We start from the raw sequence: 14,999 nt of genomic DNA, 5'->3' as shown, positions 1-14,999 counted from the left end.
CGCTCCCTGCCGCAACTATGGAGCGGAGAGCGTTCCTTCGAGCGAGTGGCGCGGCGGGACTCGGCCTGGCCGCGACGGGACACACCGCGGCCCGATCGCGTCGTCCGACAGCCCGCCAGCAGGACGGTTACGAACCGCTCGGTCGAGTTGCCGTCGACGGAGCCGCAGAAGGCGTCGTCGGCGACGACGGCGAGACCGCCTACGTCGCCACGACTACCGGGTTCGCGACCGTCGACGTCAGCGATCCCGCCGAGCCGACGGTGCTCGCCACGGAACGCGCTCTCGAGGTCGGTGACGGAACGCTGTCCGAAATTCTCGACGTGACCGTCGACGGCGACCGCCTGGTCGCCGCGGGGCCGGCGAACCCGGGTTACGGGGTCATGGGATTCCGGAGCTACGACGTGAGCGATCCCGAATCGCCCGAGCCCGTCGGAGCGTACGAGACCGGCTATCACATCCACAACTGCTATCTCGACGGCGAGTTGCTGTTCGTCGCCGCGAACCCCTGGCAGGAGGATCGGAACCTGCTCGTCATCTACGACGTCGGCGACGGGGACGAAATCGAACAGGTCGGCTACTGGTCGCTGCTGGACCGCGAACCGGGGTGGCGCGACGTCGACTTCCTCGCGCGATACCTCCACGACGTCTACGTGCAGGACGACATCGCGTACCTCCCCTACTGGAACGCCGGAACCTATCTGCTCGACGTGAGCGATCCGACCGACCCCGAATACGTCTCCCACGTCGCGAAGACGACGCTCGAAGACCAACGGACGACCGACGAGGCAGAGCCGGCCCAGGGGCTGCCGGGCAACGACCACTACGCGGCGGTCGACGACACCGGCGACCTCATGGCCGTCGGCCGGGAGGCCTGGGCGACCGGCGGCGACGAGCCCGACCGGCCAGGCGGGATCGATCTATACGACGTTAGCGACCCGAGCGATCCGGTCCACCGAGGGGCGATCGAGGCGCCCCGGACGGTCGACGAGTCCTACGACGGCGGGACCTGGACGACCTCGCACAACTTCGAACTCCGGGACGGCCGCCTCTACTCGTCGTGGTACCGCGGCGGCGTGAAGATCCACGACGTCTCCGAACCCGGCGAGCCCGAGGAACTGGCCTGGTGGCGCGACCCCGGCGAGACGGCCTTCTGGACGGCCCGGGTCGTCGAGTCGGGCAAGACCTTCCTGGCGACAAGCACCGAGGCGATCCCCAACACGTCTCTGGACGGGGCGCTCTACACGTTCCCGATCGAGGTCGGCGAGCAGGTCGATCCGCCGTCCCTGGCGGAGCCGTCGGAGTGGGGATCGGCCGGCGACGAGACGAGCGGAAGCGACGAGTCCGGCGACGAGAACGGAACCAACGATGGCAGCGACGGCGACGAGGACGGCTCCGATGGCGGCGATTCGATCCCCGGCTTCACCGGTCTGACCGGCGCCGCGGCGGGGGCGGCCACGCTCGAGTGGCTGCGCCGGCGCGGCGGGAACGTTCAGGATTAATCCGCCGGATCTCGGTCGCGTGACCGAACTTATTCACCGTTCGAGTTCCTAGCACGACTCATGACTGACCCCGAGGACGAGCCGTCCCTGCAGGAGCGGGTGGAGCAGTGGCTAGCGCGCGAGATGCCGATCATCCAGATGCACGGCGGAACCAGCGCGGTTCGCCAGGCCGATCCCGAGACCGGCGAAGTCATCATCGAACTCGGCGGCGGCTGCAAAGGTTGTTCGGTCAGCGACGTGACGACGGGTAACATCGAGGCCGAACTCATCACCTGGCCCGAGATCGACGAGGTCACGGTCCGCGTCCCCGACGCACGCGACAGTCTCGGCGGCCCCGACCAGCCCGAGTCGATCATGGGGGTCGACCGGACCGAGGGCGGCCGCGGCGACTGGGGCTCGTCGAATCCGGGCAAGGACCACCTCTAGGGAACCTGTGAGGTCTGCGATCGACCGGCCGGACGGTGGCTGTGCCCATCGTTGACAGGGTCGGTGAGTTTTGGGAAGTCCTATATCCTTTTACGCGCCCATTACGGAATCATACATCATGACAACGTGTGGACGCCCGCGACACGGAGGTGGTGGCGATGGGTGACGAACCAGCCGCCAATTCCGGCGAGGACGAACCAGAAACCGATGGCGGCGTACGCGCCTATACTGTCCGACTCGAGCTCGTCGACGAACCGGGCGAGCTGCTGCGCGCGCTCGCCCCCATCGCCGATAACGGCGGTAATCTGCTGAGCATCCACCACGAACGCGGTAACATCACGCCTCGCGGGCACATCCCCGTCGAGGTCGACTTCGAGTGTCCCCCCGACCGGTTCGACGGCATCGTCTCGGCGCTGCGCGACGCCGGCGTCAACGTCATTCAGGCCGGCGAGGAGCACTACGAGGAGGAGGTCAACGTCGTGTTGGTCGGCCACCTCGTCGAAACCGACCTCTCGAACACCCTCTCGCGGATCGAAGACGAGGCCGATGCGGTCGTCCAAGACCTCTCGCTGGCCGCACCCGACGGCACCGACGGCGTCGCCAGCGCCCGCGCCCGCCTGGCGATTGATTCGGGCCGCGCGGCGGAGGTTCTCGAAGCCATCCGCGCGATCGGCTCGGACAAGGACCTGACCGTCGTCGAACCGCTGCTCGGAGGTGAGGCCTGATGCGGCTCGCGATCCTCGGCGCCGGCGACGTCGGCCGTTCGGTCGCCGACCTGGCCGGCGAGTACGGTCACGAGGTCGTCGCACTGGCCGACTCCGGAACGGCTGCGGTCGATCCATCCGGCATCGCCGTCGCGGACACCCTCGAGCGCAAGATCGGCGGCGAGGCCGTCGGCACCGCCGACCCTGAGGACGTTTTCGAGACCGATTACGACGTCCTGATCGAGGCGACGCCGACGACGCTCGGCGACGCCGAGCCCGGCTTCTCGCACGTCCGGCGAGCGCTCGAGGCCGATCGCCACGTCGTCCTGGCGAACAAGGGGCCGGTCGCCGAACGCTACGAGGAACTCCGCGCTCTCGAGGCCGAGAGCGCGGGCTCGATTCGGTTCGAGGCGACCGTCGGCGGCGCGATTCCGGTGCTCTCGACGATCGAGGACTGCACGCCCCAGGCCGTCACCGCGGTGCGTGGCGTGCTCAACGGCACGGCGAACTTCATCCTCACCCGGATGGCCGCCGAAGGACTCGACTACGAACACGTGCTCGCGGAGGCCCAGGACCTAGGCGTCGCCGAGGCCGACCCGACATTCGACGTCGACGGCACCGACGCCGCGCTGAAGTTCGTCATTCTAGCGAACGTGCTGGCCGACGGCGGCTTCTCGCTGGACGACGCGACGGTCCAGGGGATTCAGAACGTTCCCGGCAGCGCGCTCGACCTTGCCGCCGAGGACGGACGCACGATCCGACTCATCGGCGAGGCGACTCGCGACGGCGTCCGCGTCGGCCCGCGACTCGTCCCCGAGAACGGCGCGCTCGCCGTGACCGGCACGCGAAATATCGTCCAGATCGAGACTCGAAACGCCGGCTCGCTGCACTCCAGCGGCCGCGGTGCGGGCGGTCCGGAGACGGCCACGGCCGTCCTCTCGGACGTCGGCCGGCTCCCGCCGCTGTAGCCGGTTCCGGTCCGCCGCACGGACCAGGCGAATCGATTGCAATCGGCGACTCGAACTGCGGTCCGAGCCTGGCCGATTCGAGGCTGACGCCGTCCGTCGATCGAACGTTCCCCGTCGTGTGAATGCTAGGCAAACCGCAAGACGGCGTCGGGATCATCTGAATACACTTTCGAAATGGTTTTAACCGCAACGAGCCAAAGAGACCGATATAAGCGCCTTTGCGCGTGAGCTACAACAATGAGCGAACAACACCAGAACCTGGCCATTATCGGCCACGTTGACCACGGGAAGAGTACGCTCGTGGGACGACTCCTCTACGAGACGGGGAGCGTGCCCGAGCACGTCATCGAACAGCACCGAGAAGAGGCCGAGGAGAAGGGCAAGGGCGGCTTCGAGTTCGCCTACGTCATGGACAACCTCGCCGAAGAGCGCGAACGCGGTGTCACCATCGACATCGCCCACCAGGAGTTCTCCACCGACGAGTACGACTTCACTATCGTCGACTGTCCTGGTCACCGCGACTTCGTCAAGAACATGATCACCGGTGCGTCCCAGGCCGACAACGCCGTCCTCGTCGTCGCCGCTGACGACGGTGTCGCACCCCAGACACAGGAGCACGTCTTCCTGGCTCGTACCCTCGGTATCGACGAGCTCATCATCGGCATCAACAAGATGGACGTCGTCGACTACGAGGAGTCGACGTACAACGAGGTCGTCGAAGAAGTCAACCAGCTGCTCAAGCAGGTCCAGTTCAACACCGACGACGCCTCGTTCATCCCGATCTCGGCCTTCGAGGGCGACAACATCGCCGAGGAGTCCGACAACACGCCGTGGTACGACGGCGAAATCCTGCTCGAGGCCCTCAACGACCTGCCCGAGCCGGAGCCGCCGACGGACGCGCCGCTGCGACTCCCGATTCAGGACGTCTACACGATCTCCGGTATCGGTACCGTCCCCGTCGGACGTATCGAGACCGGTGTCATGAACACCGGCGACGACGTCTCCTTCCAGCCCAGCGACGTGGGCGGCGAGGTCAAGACGATCGAGATGCACCACGAGGAAGTGCCGAAGGCCGAGCCCGGTGACAACGTCGGGTTCAACGTCCGCGGCATCGGCAAGGACGACATCCGCCGCGGTGACGTCTGCGGTCCCGCAGACGAGCCGCCGTCCGTCGCCGATACCTTCCAGGCACAGATCGTCGTCATGCAGCACCCGTCCGTGATCACGGCGGGCTACACGCCGGTCTTCCACGCCCACACGGCACAGGTCGCGTGTACGATCGAATCCATCGACAAGAAGATGGACCCCTCGAGCGGCGAGGTCGCCGAGGAGAACCCCGACTTCATCCAGTCGGGCGACGCTGCTGTGGTCACCATCCGACCGCAGAAGCCCCTCAGCATCGAGCCATCCAGCGAAATTCCCGAACTCGGAAGCTTCGCCATCCGCGACATGGGTCAGACCATCGCGGCCGGCAAGGTTCTCGACGTCAACGAGAAATAAATGCAGCAGGCACGCGTTCGACTCGCGGGCACGAGTCCCGACGACCTCGACGACATCTGCGACGACGTCCGCGAGATCGCGAACAACACCGGCGTCAACCTGAGCGGTCCGATCCCGCTGCCGACGAAGACCCTCGAGGTGCCGACCCGGAAATCGCCTGACGGCGAGGGCACCGCCACGTGGGAGCACTGGGAGATGCGCGTCCACAAGCGCCTTATCGACCTGGACGCCGACGAACGCGCACTCCGCCAGCTCATGCGCATTCAGGTGCCGAACGACGTCTCGATCGAGATCGTCCTCGAAGACTAATCGAGGTCGCTCCGATCGCGACGCGAGTGCGGGTTTCCGTTTTTGCGGTCATCGTGTGATACCCCAGCCTCTAGAGTCATCCGTAGCTGTCGCTGTACGGTTCAGTGCCGACTCGGGATCGGGGACGGACTAGAACCGGGACCCGGAAGCGCCCCCACTTTTGTCGCTTGCCGTCACAGACTCCCGTATGGCGAGGCGCTCGCAGTCACGATCACAGCCGCGAGTCGGGGCTCGCCCCGATCCGCACGCGGGGACGGACCCGGGGTCAAGCAGCCCGATTCTCGAACTGCTCGTCGTCTTCGTGCTTGTCTTCGTCGCCCAGGGTATCACCACCCTCGCAGGCGTCATGAGTGCGCTGTTCATCCTCGCACCGCCGTTGACGGCCAATCCCTGGACGATCGTCACCAGCGTCTACGCCCACAGCGGCCTCGGCCACCTGGTCTCGAACAGCCTGGCCCTGCTCGTCTTCGGCTGGCCGGTCGCGCGAGCGACGACGCGGCTGCGCTTTCACGCCTTCTTCGCCGCGACCGGCGCGGTCGCCGGCGTCTCCCAGATCGTCGTCACCGGCGCGCTCGCGCCGCTGCCGTTCGTCCCCGTCGCGCCGACGCCTGGCGTCCTCGGCGCCAGCGGCGCGGTGTTCGCCCTCCTGGGGTATCTCGTCGCGTCGAACCGGCTGTCGACGGGTCTCGCGTCGTTCGTCACGATCCCGCGCTGGCTCTCGGTCCTCGCGTTCGTCGGCCTGGCGATCGCGATCACGCTCGCGACCGCCTCGCCAGGCGTGGCCCTGATCGCCCATTTCGCCGGGTTTCTGGTCGGCCTGGTTGCCGGCCGGGCGCGGGTGTTGGCGGTGGGGTCTCGGGCAGCTGTCTGATGGGTGTGATGGGTTTAGTGGCCTGGCCAGGCCGAGCTGGACGCGGACCGAACCCGTGCAACGCCGTGACGATACCGGTCCGAAACACAAGCCTCAAATAGAAACCTGCGTTAGAAACGGGCGCGGGCTCGTAGATCAGTGGCAGATCGCTTCCTTCGCAAGGAAGAGGCCCCGGGTTCAAATCCCGGCGAGTCCACTTCTTCACGTCGCTACGCTCGTTCAGTCGTGGACTCTCCGTAGTCACACTCGCTTCGCTCGCGTGACTCCCGGCGAGTCCATTCCTTTCGTTCACCGCGTTCTATATACTGAGTTCTCCGAGAGTCACCAGGCGAATCACTAAGCGACCGAAACCGACGGAGGTGATGCCGAGAAATCGAGTAGACCAGCGGCACCGATGGTCCCAATTCGTAGCCGATATTATTCATCGTCCGCCTGGCCGGCCTCACGAACGGGCTCCACTTCGAGCTGCCCGTCGCCGAAGACGGTCACCAGGTGCCCTGCGTATCGAAAGGTGATCTGCAACCGATCGCCGTGGGGCGTCGTCCGCGCGTGGTGCAACAGCCGGTCGAAGCTCTGCGGATCGATCACGTCGTGGAGGGGGGCCAGGTCCGCGACGTCGCAGTCGGTGATCGATCCGAGCATGCTGACGACGGCCAGGCTGGGGTCGATCGCGGACGGGTCGTAGCGGGCGCGGTAGGTGGTCGTTTCGACGTCGAACTCGATGGGAGCGACGTGGTCACGCATCGGTCGTGTCCGTCTCTGTGTCGGCGTCGGTATTCGCGTCCGGCTCCTGGTCGGAGTCGACGATCGACTTGCCGAAGTGGTCGAACGGTTGTTTGTGCGAACTCTTGAGGATCTTCGAGTTGACTACCTCGAGCCCGATATCGCAGAGTTCGTCGCTGATGCGCGCGATGTCGTCGGTTTCGGTCCCGACGGCCTCGATCTGGATATTCTCCTGGCCGTTGAGGACCTCCTGAATCGTAACGACGCCGCTGACGTCGCGGGCCGCCTTCGCGAGCCGTTCGCGTTGCGGGTTCGGGGCGGTACAGATAAAGAGGACGTGCAACTGGAGTCCCGCCTTGTCGTAGTCGATGATCGGATGATAGCCCTGAATGATCTTTGCGTCTTCGAGTTGCTCGATGCGATTTCGGACCGTGCTGGCCGAGACACCGATCTCCTCGGCCATCTCCTTCGTGGTGAGCCGCCGCGCATCCCGTTGGAGCATGTACAAAACGGCCTTGTTTGTCTCGTCCAGATCCATTCCTGCGTTCGCAAATGTCCGCTCGATGCTTGTCTTTTTCGTACTCTTGTGGCCTCTGTCTACTAATATCGAAAATCTGGATTCGTAATAATCTCTTTCCGATGACTGTATTGTGGAATAAGCAATTCGCCCGATCGAGTTCCCATGCCGACATGAAGTGCGCGCCGTTGCCGTCGATCGGACCTCCGTCTCCGGACTTCCGCGCGGCCGACGCTCGAAAAGGGGGTAGTCGGAACCTACTGGGTGATAGCGGGGCCGCGGGACTGGTTGGGGGTCGTTACCGTCACCGGGTCCGTGAATAATGACCGTACTACCAAATAGGCAACCTGTTGTGAGGGTTCGTCAATGGCACAGAAGACCGGCGGTTCCACTCGGTCGAAGCTCCATCGAATCGGCTCTCTGTTTTCGGAGCGGTACGCGCGACCCACCGTCAGCGAGCGGTCGAACCTTGAGGTGGACGTCGTCGACACGGTTCGTGACGTCGGAAAGGAACAGTGGAACGGGATCGTCGACCGCTCGAGTCGGGGGAGCGTCTTCCACCGATACGAGTGGCTCGACGCGATCGAGACGGGCTTGAACTATACGCCACGGCATCTGGTCGTCACCAAGGACGGGAACCGGATCGGCCTCATGCCCAACTTCGTCGTCGAGATCGAGAAGACGCCGTTCAATCGCCTGTCGTCGCTCTATCCCGGTTTCGGCGGCCCCCTGCTGCCGACCGATCCGAAGGAGTCCCTCGAGTGCATCGTCGAGACCGTCCCGAAGCTCTGTCGCGGCACGACGATCGTTCACCAGATCCGCGGGCTCGACACGAGTTATCTCCGGTACAACGACGCGCTCCAGTCGTGGGGGTACCGGCCCTTCCGACGCGAGTGTCGGTTCCTGCTCGATCTCACGAAGGGACACGAGCAGCTTCTGGAGGATATGAGTCGGACCAGGCGACGCGGGATCGAACGCGGGCGCGACGCCGACTACGAAATCGTCGAGGAGGAGCTCACCCGGGAGAACCTCCAGCGGTTCTATCGGACCTACGAGCGCGTGATGGACCGGGTCGACGGTGACGTGTATCCGTTCTCGTTCTTCGAGCAGCTGCAGGCGATGGAGTCGCGGTTCCTGTTGCTGACGATCCGCATCGACGGCGAGTACGCGGGTGGGATGCTCGAGGTGCTCGACGACGAGCACGACGCGGTCCACGGCTTCTTCGCCGCCGTGCCCCGGGAGTACTTCGACGATCACGCCTCGGAGCTGCTCTACGATCACGTCTTCCAGTGGGGGATCGAGCACGGCTACGAGACCTACGACTTCGGCAGTACGAACACGGACTTCGAGGATGGCGTGTATCGGTTCAAGGAGGGCTTCGGCGGCCGGGCCGTCCCGGTGCTAGTCTGGGAACGGGGCTGTAGCCCGCTCTGGAAACTGGTGAAGGCCGGTCGGTCGCTGTACTGGCCCTACTACACGTAACCACCGTCCGGTCGTCCTTCCGGTAATCGGACCCGGTCACGCGGTCGCATCGCCGACACGACGAGCGGCTTCGAACCTCGGTCCGCCGAGCCGAACGGCGAACAATTGTGTCCAGCATCTTTCTATGCTTTCCGTTAGTGTACAATTAAGCGCCCACCCTTCACAACTATTTTCTATTAGGATTGGTTATTGTATCGCAATGCGTCATGTGTCATACGTTCTCACCCCACAACGAGGCTACTTCGACCGGGGTGCAGAACGGTTCCGCGAGCGAGGAGTCACGTTCGATTCGATCCGGAACATCGACCGGCTCGACGACGGAACGATCATCACGCAGAAAGTGGTTCGGGGCGATCGGGCGGCCCTTCAGGACGCGCTCGAGGACACCGGGCCGACGGTCGTCGACCACCAGCTCATCGACGCCGGGGACGCGACGATCCTGCAGTTGCACTATCGGCCCAGCGACCTCACGCGGGAGTTGCTCGCCGTCCACGACCGACACGCGGTGGTGTTGGAGTACCCGCTCGAGTACGCGGGCCCCGAAAACAGACGGCTCCGCGTCGACGAAATCGGCCGCGAGGACGCGCTCCGGCGAGTTATCGAGGAGACGCGCGCAATCGTCGACGTCGAGATCGAACGGCTCGGCGATTACGACCCGACCGACGAACGCCTCTTCGCGACCCTGACGGCTCGCCAGCGCGAGGTGTTACGCGTCGCGGTCGAGGCGGGCTACTACGAGGAGCCCCGCCAGGTGACCTACGAGGACATCGCCGCCAGGCTCGACTGTTCGCCGGGAACCGTCGGGCAACACCTCCGCCGGATCGAGGCTCGGCTCATGTCGACGCTCGTCACCGGGACGGGGCCGCGCGCCGAGTCCGGGCGCGACCGGAACGCGACGCACCGGTCGGCGTCGCGATAAGTGCCGGTTCTACCGCTGGTCGACGAATTAGGGCTGGGGCACGGCCGAAGGCCGGAGTACGGATGCCGGATCTCGATTACTGCGTCGCGTTCGACGGCGCATCCGTCACGGCTTCGGATCGGGTCCCGCTCCCGGCCCCGGTCGCGTCCGGAAACGAGAGCCGAACGGTCGTCCCATCGCCGGGAGCGTCGGCAAAGGAGAGGTTGCCCCCGGTCGTTCGGACGATCCAGTTGACGAGCCACAGGCCGAGCCCGGAGCCGTGATCCAGCGCTGTTTCCCGCCCCTCGAGCACCGCTCGGCGCTCGGTCGGCGGAATTCCCGGCCCGTCGTCGGCGACCGTAAACTCGATTCGCGACCGACCGTCGGTCTCGACGGCTCGGGCGGTGATTTCGACGGTCGGCGCGTCCGTGGCGTTGTGTTGGACCGCGTTGTCGACGAGTTCGTTCAGGGCGTCGACCACGGCATCGTTGATCGTCGGCGTCGTTCCGTCGGGGGTCTCGATCCGCGAGACGATGCGGGCGTCCGGATGCGCCGCCCGCGCCCGCTCGGCGACCGTCTGGACCGCTTCGGTGACCGCGACGGTACCGGCCTGGCCGTGTCGGTCGAGTGTCCGTTCGGCGCTGCGGGCCTTGTCGGCCGTCGCGAGCAGGTCGTCGATCTCCGCCTGGATCGGGCGGACGTGTCGGCGCTCGAGTTCGGGGTCGCGCTCGCCGATCAGGTTCGCGTGGCCGCGGATGACGGTGAAGGCGTTCCGGAGGTTGTGCCGAAGCACCCGGTTGAGCACCTGGATCCGCTGTTCGCGGTCCCGTTGTTCGGTGACGTCGCGAGCGACGATCACGGAGCCGTTCTCGAGCCCGCTCACGGTCACGTCCTGCGGGAACGTCGTGCCGTCGGGGCGCGTTCCGGTCAGCCGGCCGCGCCAGAAGTTGCGCTCGGCGACGGCCGGCCGGACCTCGCGGTCGATACGCTGCCGGGAGTCCTTCGTGTACCGTTCGGTCCACGGACGACCTTCGAGGGCGTCGCCGTCTCGGAGGCCGTAGAGGGAGGCGTACGCGTCGTTGACGTGGTGATGGTCGCCGTCGACGACGACCGCGATGCCGTCCATCGAGGCGTCGACGGCCCGCAAGAGACGGTCGTTCTCGCGGCGGTGTCGCGAGAGTTCGACGAAGGCGTGGCCGATGATCGCCCCCAGTCCGAGCCCGGTGCTCAACGAGTTGAGGACCGGCTTCGCGAGGTCGCTGCTACCACCGATCCTTGGTGAGAGAAGGGCGAGGCTCCCCAGACAGACGAGCGTGAGCAGGACGCCACAGGCGCACGAACAGAGGGTGACGACCGTCGCCCGATCGGGATCGGCCCCCGCGCCGGCCCCGGTCCCGTCACCGACTGCCCGATCGCGGATCCACAGCCCGTACCGGACGAACCCGAGGCCGACCGCCGTCGGCAGGATCAGTCCGAGCACCAACCGTGGGTACGGACCGCCGAACGTCACCACGTACGCCGCGACGATGGCGAGGACTCCAAGTCCGAGTAAGGCGACCGCAAACGGACGAACGCAGTCGACGGCGCGGCGAGTGAACGTGGCCATCTTCGAACTACCCAGAACTGGTGTCACACCCATCATTAATGAATTGGATGGATCGTTGACACGGTTCACAGATCGGCGCGAAGCGTATCTGTTCGGAGCCCGTTCGATTACTCATGGTGACGGTATCGATAGCGCTTCGGGACCGACTGCTCGTCTGTCGGGGCGACGCGGCCGCACCCGACGACTGGACGACCGAGACGCGACTCCAGGGGGACGACCTCGAGTGCGTCGCAACTCATCCCGACGCCGCGGAGCGGCTCTTCGTCGGCACCTTCGAGAGCGGTCTCTTCCGCAGCACCGACGGCGGTGAGACGTTCGACCGCCTCGACACCGCATTCGTCGTCGACGACTCGGCAAGCGCTCGCAGCGACCGCGGCGGTGCGAACGCGAACGGAGACGGTGCCGCCGACCCCGACCGCGAGAGCGACGCCGTGATGTCCCTGACCGTCAGCCCGCACGATCCGCAGGTCGTCTACGCCGGGACCGAACCCAGCCGGATCTATCGCTCGCGCGACGGCGGCGACGCCTGGTCCCGACTCGACGGACTGACCGATCTCCCCTCGGCCGACGAGTGGTTCTTTCCGCCGCGTCCCCACACCCACCACGTCCGCTGGCTCGAGGTCGATCCGTTCGATCCCGAACGGCTCTACGTCGGTATCGAGGCCGGCGCGTTCGTTTACACCCCCGACGGCGGCACGACCTGGCGCGAGCGACCCGCGGGCGCCCGCCGAGACAACCACAGCCTGGCGACCCACCCCGACCGCGAGGGGCGGCTCTACGCCGCGGCCGGCGACGGCTACGCCGAGAGCGACGACGGCGGCCAGTCGTGGCGACGGCCGCAGGACGGACTCGACCATCGGTACTGCTGGAGCGTCGTCCCCGACCCCGGCGATCCGGACCGCGTCCTCGTCTCGAGCGCCAGGGGCGCGTCGACGGCCCATACCGCGAGCCGAGCGGAATCGTACGTCTATCGCAAGGACGGTAGAGAGAACGCGGACGGCGAGGACGCCGAGTGGGAACGCCTCGACGACCGCGGCCTTCCGACCGGCGACGGCGTCGTCCGGACGGTGTTCGCGACGGTCGGCGACCCCGGCGTCGTCTACGCCGCGAACAACTTCGGGCTGTTCGTCACGCGGGACTTCGGCGACTCGTGGATACAGGTCGGCATCGACTGGGCCGACGCGTTCGAGGCGCAGACGCCCCGCGGCCTGGCGGCGGTTGCCTGACGCGCGGTCGAGAGCCGGCAGCGAGCAGCGGTCACTCGTCGGGCCGGCCCGTTGCTCGCTCGTCCCGGTCGCTCGCCCGTTCCCAGATGACCGCCGCCGAGACGGCGTGGAGCGATCCGACGACGGCGGTACTGAGCGCCGTCCCGATGACGGAGACGAGCGACAGGAGCCAGGCCGCGAGCCCGTAACTGAGCACGAGCGCGAGGATCGACCAGCCGCGCCCGCGGGTCGCGCGGACGCTGCGACGAAGCGCCGTCAGCGGTCCCGCGCCGTTTTCACCGCCGACGACGACGGCCGCGGGAGCGACGAAACAGCGCACGTACACGGCAAACAGCGGCACGGCGACGAGCGTGCCGACGAGCAGACCGAACTCGCCGAACGAGCCGATAACTCGCCAGGCCGCGTCGAACAGCGCGATCAGGCCGAGGTACGCGAGCAGCCGCCGGGCCGAGAGCGCCGCGGACCAGTCGCGCCAATCGTCCCATCGCTCGCGGCCGTCGCCGATCGCGAGGGTGCGAGCGATCGTCGCGGTTCCGGCGGCCACGACGGCCAGGAGCGCGAGGACCTCGAGGCCGATCCCCCAGAGCAGGTAGGGAAGTTTCAGATCGATCAACGCCGCCAGCGAGCGCACCGTTTCCGGGACGCCGGTCGGATAGCCGACGAACTCGACACCGATCGTCGGATCGTCGTCGACCAGTACCGGGAGCGGGTCCCGGCGCCGGAGCAGATCGAGGACGGTGAGGACGAGGCCGGCGGCGAGAAACGGCAGCAGGAGCGTCGGCTCCCGTCGGATCCGTGCGATCGCCACGGCGAACGACGATGACGGGCCGTCGTCGGACGCGGACCGCGCGTCCCGTCCCGCCGAGGACGTCAGCTCCGGTATCGGGAGTCGCTCCCAAGTTCGTTCCTCACCTCGATCGGGATCGCTGTCACTGTCGCCGTCGCTGTCACGGTCACCGGTGGCTGCTAGCTCCGTCTCGGTACCGAACTCGAACCCGGAACCGGCGTCCGGCGACTCGTCGGTCATGCTGCCTCCTCGAGGGCGAGCACCCGATCGCCGTCGACGATGTAGAGGACCCCGTCACCGATCGCGGGGGTCGACAGAGACCACTTCGCCTGGCGAGTGAATCGCTGGTCGCCCGTCTCGGCGTCGAACGCGACGAGGTCGTAGCCGTCGCGCGTGACGTAGACGACGCCGTCGGCGACGACCGGCGTCGCCTCGTGGGTGAACGGCACCGACCACTCTTCCTCGCCCGTTTCGAGATCGAGCGCGCGCAGCGATTCGGTGCCGTCTGCGACGAAGACGCGACCGTCGGCGACGGCGGCGGCCCCGGCGGTCGCGTTCCCGTCGAAATCGCGCTTCCAGCGGGTGTCGCCGTCACCGTCGGCCTCGTACAGCCTGAGTCCGGATCTGGACGGGACGAGGAGGCCATTCGTGGTCGCCGTCGGCGCGAGGACCATCTGCTCCGGGTGGTCGGTGCGCCACCGCTCGGCCCCCGTTTCGGCGTCGAACGCCCGCACCTGATGGGGCCAGGCGGTGACGAAGACGGTGCCGTCGCGAACCGCCGGTCGGCGCGGGGTGACGGTGGCCTCGTCGTACTCGATCGTCCGTCGCCACCGTTCGCGACCGTTGTCGGCCGCGAGAGCGACGATCGAGCCGGCATCAGGGATCACGGCGTACGCCGTGTCACCGACCGCGACGGGCGGCGGTATCTCCGGCGGTCCGAAGATCGACGATCCCGCGGCCTGACTCGGGCCGCGCCAGCGTTCGGCGCCGAGTCGAATCGCTCCCGGGCCGAGGCCACCGCCGGCGTTCAGTCCGACGAGTCCGTCCGTCGAACTGACCACCAGCGTGTCGGTCCGATAGATCGACGAGCGCGCGCGAGCGGGAGTCGATCCGTACGCGGTACCGTACGAGAAGCGGACGTCTCCGGTGTCGGCGTCGAACGCGATGAGGGCATCGGTGCCGGCGTAGACTGTGCCGTCGACGAGCACAGGCGGATCGATCTCGAAGCCGCCGCTGCTCTCGAGTGCGCCCGTCCACGCGGGTTCGACGTCGTCTTTCGGCCCCGACGCCGCGGGATTGTACCCGGTGCCGGCGGCGTCGTAGCGGGCCATCGGCCACTCGAGCGCGGCGGCGGCCGTCCCCTCGACCAGGGCGGCGCGACCGCCGACCAGGCCGGTGACGGCGAGTCCGCCGCAGGCGAGCAACTGTCGTCTGGAGGGCATTATTGTCATCGTATTCGGTAACTCAGTAAATACTTTCATAC

The 14,999-nt window shown here is 66.8% G+C and carries 15 protein-coding genes and 1 tRNA gene; 11 read left to right on the top strand and 5 right to left on the bottom strand.

Features of this window, described 5'->3' with window-relative positions:
• Positions 1-17 precede the first annotated feature (17 nt).
• From BMY29_RS12235 to BMY29_RS12200, 8 genes are all read left to right on the top strand, one after another.
• A complete protein-coding gene (locus BMY29_RS12235; RefSeq protein ID WP_049991159.1) occupies positions 18-1,499 on the top strand; it encodes an LVIVD repeat-containing protein in 1,482 nt (493 codons plus the stop codon).
• Between the two features lie 60 nt (positions 1,500-1,559).
• A complete protein-coding gene (locus tag BMY29_RS12230) occupies positions 1,560-1,925 on the top strand; it encodes a NifU family protein (protein ID WP_049991160.1) in 366 nt (121 codons plus the stop codon).
• Between the two features lie 158 nt (positions 1,926-2,083).
• Positions 2,084-2,650, top strand: a complete 567-nt coding sequence (locus tag BMY29_RS12225; protein ID WP_049991187.1) for an amino acid-binding protein — start codon at positions 2,084-2,086, stop codon at positions 2,648-2,650.
• The gene (locus BMY29_RS12220; protein ID WP_049991161.1) at positions 2,650-3,597 is read left to right on the top strand and encodes a homoserine dehydrogenase; all 948 of its coding nucleotides are present in this window, start codon (positions 2,650-2,652) and stop codon (positions 3,595-3,597) included. The genes BMY29_RS12225 and BMY29_RS12220 overlap by 1 nt, the downstream gene beginning before the upstream one ends.
• Before the next feature lie 237 nt (positions 3,598-3,834).
• Positions 3,835-5,097: a translation elongation factor EF-1 subunit alpha gene (tuf, locus tag BMY29_RS12215; RefSeq protein WP_049991162.1), complete on the top strand. Its 1,263-nt coding sequence runs from the start codon at positions 3,835-3,837 to the stop codon at positions 5,095-5,097.
• Entirely contained in the window at positions 5,098-5,406 is a 309-nt protein-coding gene (rpsJ, locus tag BMY29_RS12210) for a 30S ribosomal protein S10 (RefSeq protein ID WP_004215311.1), read from the top strand.
• A gap of 187 nt (positions 5,407-5,593) precedes the next feature.
• Entirely contained in the window at positions 5,594-6,277 is a 684-nt protein-coding gene (locus BMY29_RS12205; RefSeq protein WP_049991163.1) for a rhomboid family intramembrane serine protease, read from the top strand.
• A gap of 124 nt (positions 6,278-6,401) precedes the next feature.
• A tRNA-Ala gene (locus tag BMY29_RS12200) sits at positions 6,402-6,473 on the top strand.
• Positions 6,474-6,694: 221 nt separating this feature from the next.
• Here the strand turns inward: BMY29_RS12200 and BMY29_RS12195 are convergent.
• Complete coding sequence (locus tag BMY29_RS12195; RefSeq protein ID WP_049991164.1) at positions 6,695-7,021, bottom strand: HalOD1 output domain-containing protein; 327 nt, start codon at positions 7,019-7,021, stop codon at positions 6,695-6,697.
• A complete protein-coding gene (locus tag BMY29_RS12190; RefSeq protein ID WP_049991165.1) occupies positions 7,014-7,538 on the bottom strand; it encodes an Lrp/AsnC family transcriptional regulator in 525 nt (174 codons plus the stop codon). Before BMY29_RS12190 ends, BMY29_RS12195 begins: the two co-directional genes overlap by 8 nt.
• 345 nt (positions 7,539-7,883) lie before the next feature.
• On the opposite strand from BMY29_RS12190, the gene BMY29_RS12185 reads away from it, so the two are divergent.
• The gene (locus tag BMY29_RS12185) at positions 7,884-8,999 is read left to right on the top strand and encodes a lipid II:glycine glycyltransferase FemX (RefSeq protein WP_049991166.1); all 1,116 of its coding nucleotides are present in this window, start codon (positions 7,884-7,886) and stop codon (positions 8,997-8,999) included.
• 199 nt (positions 9,000-9,198) lie between these two features.
• A complete protein-coding gene (locus BMY29_RS12180) occupies positions 9,199-9,918 on the top strand; it encodes a helix-turn-helix domain-containing protein (protein WP_049991167.1) in 720 nt (239 codons plus the stop codon).
• 76 nt (positions 9,919-9,994) lie between these two features.
• Here the strand turns inward: BMY29_RS12180 and BMY29_RS12175 are convergent, their stop codons facing one another.
• Positions 9,995-11,503: an ATP-binding protein gene (locus BMY29_RS12175; RefSeq protein WP_049991168.1), complete on the bottom strand. Its 1,509-nt coding sequence runs from the start codon at positions 11,501-11,503 to the stop codon at positions 9,995-9,997.
• Positions 11,504-11,616: 113 nt separating this feature from the next.
• Between BMY29_RS12175 and BMY29_RS12170 the strand changes: the two genes are divergently transcribed.
• Positions 11,617-12,729 carry a beta propeller repeat protein gene (locus BMY29_RS12170; protein WP_049991169.1) on the top strand — a complete coding sequence of 371 codons (1,113 nt, stop codon included), beginning with the start codon at positions 11,617-11,619 and terminating at the stop codon, positions 12,727-12,729.
• A 31-nt stretch (positions 12,730-12,760) separates the two neighbouring features.
• Here the strand turns inward: BMY29_RS12170 and BMY29_RS12165 are convergent, their stop codons facing one another.
• Together BMY29_RS12165 and BMY29_RS12160 are read right to left on the bottom strand one after the other, a co-directional pair.
• Positions 12,761-13,756, bottom strand: coding sequence for a hypothetical protein (locus tag BMY29_RS12165; RefSeq protein WP_241471308.1), 996 nt, complete (start codon positions 13,754-13,756; stop codon positions 12,761-12,763).
• Positions 13,753-14,958 carry an outer membrane protein assembly factor BamB family protein gene (locus tag BMY29_RS12160; RefSeq protein WP_049991170.1) on the bottom strand — a complete coding sequence of 402 codons (1,206 nt, stop codon included), beginning with the start codon at positions 14,956-14,958 and terminating at the stop codon, positions 13,753-13,755. The genes BMY29_RS12165 and BMY29_RS12160 overlap by 4 nt, the downstream gene beginning before the upstream one ends.
• Positions 14,959-14,999: the final 41 nt, after the last annotated feature.

Origin of the sequence: Natrinema salifodinae (assembly GCF_900110455.1) — an archaeon.
GTDB lineage: Archaea > Halobacteriota > Halobacteria > Halobacteriales > Natrialbaceae > Natrinema > Natrinema salifodinae.
Note: the sequence above shows the minus strand (reverse complement) of the source record. Positions and strands in the feature narration are given on the sequence as shown.

Excerpts from the sequence above, each read along its gene's own strand:
- BMY29_RS12195 (WP_049991164.1), bottom strand. The coding sequence starts at position 7,021 with ATGCGTGACCACGTCGCTCCCATCGAGTTCGACGTCGAAACGACCACC.
- BMY29_RS12230 (WP_049991160.1), top strand. The coding sequence starts at position 1,560 with ATGACTGACCCCGAGGACGAGCCGTCCCTGCAGGAGCGGGTGGAGCAG.
- BMY29_RS12160 (WP_049991170.1), bottom strand. The coding sequence starts at position 14,958 with ATGCCCTCCAGACGACAGTTGCTCGCCTGCGGCGGACTCGCCGTCACC.
- BMY29_RS12190 (WP_049991165.1), bottom strand. The coding sequence starts at position 7,538 with ATGGATCTGGACGAGACAAACAAGGCCGTTTTGTACATGCTCCAACGG.
- BMY29_RS12235 (WP_049991159.1), top strand. The coding sequence starts at position 18 with ATGGAGCGGAGAGCGTTCCTTCGAGCGAGTGGCGCGGCGGGACTCGGC.
- rpsJ (WP_004215311.1), top strand. The coding sequence starts at position 5,098 with ATGCAGCAGGCACGCGTTCGACTCGCGGGCACGAGTCCCGACGACCTC.
- BMY29_RS12180 (WP_049991167.1), top strand. The coding sequence starts at position 9,199 with ATGCGTCATGTGTCATACGTTCTCACCCCACAACGAGGCTACTTCGAC.
- BMY29_RS12205 (WP_049991163.1), top strand. The coding sequence starts at position 5,594 with ATGGCGAGGCGCTCGCAGTCACGATCACAGCCGCGAGTCGGGGCTCGC.
- BMY29_RS12175 (WP_049991168.1), bottom strand. The coding sequence starts at position 11,503 with ATGGCCACGTTCACTCGCCGCGCCGTCGACTGCGTTCGTCCGTTTGCG.
- tuf (WP_049991162.1), top strand. The coding sequence starts at position 3,835 with ATGAGCGAACAACACCAGAACCTGGCCATTATCGGCCACGTTGACCAC.
- BMY29_RS12165 (WP_241471308.1), bottom strand. The coding sequence starts at position 13,756 with ATGACCGACGAGTCGCCGGACGCCGGTTCCGGGTTCGAGTTCGGTACC.
- BMY29_RS12185 (WP_049991166.1), top strand. The coding sequence starts at position 7,884 with ATGGCACAGAAGACCGGCGGTTCCACTCGGTCGAAGCTCCATCGAATC.
- BMY29_RS12220 (WP_049991161.1), top strand. The coding sequence starts at position 2,650 with ATGCGGCTCGCGATCCTCGGCGCCGGCGACGTCGGCCGTTCGGTCGCC.
- BMY29_RS12225 (WP_049991187.1), top strand. The coding sequence starts at position 2,084 with ATGGGTGACGAACCAGCCGCCAATTCCGGCGAGGACGAACCAGAAACC.
- BMY29_RS12170 (WP_049991169.1), top strand. The coding sequence starts at position 11,617 with ATGGTGACGGTATCGATAGCGCTTCGGGACCGACTGCTCGTCTGTCGG.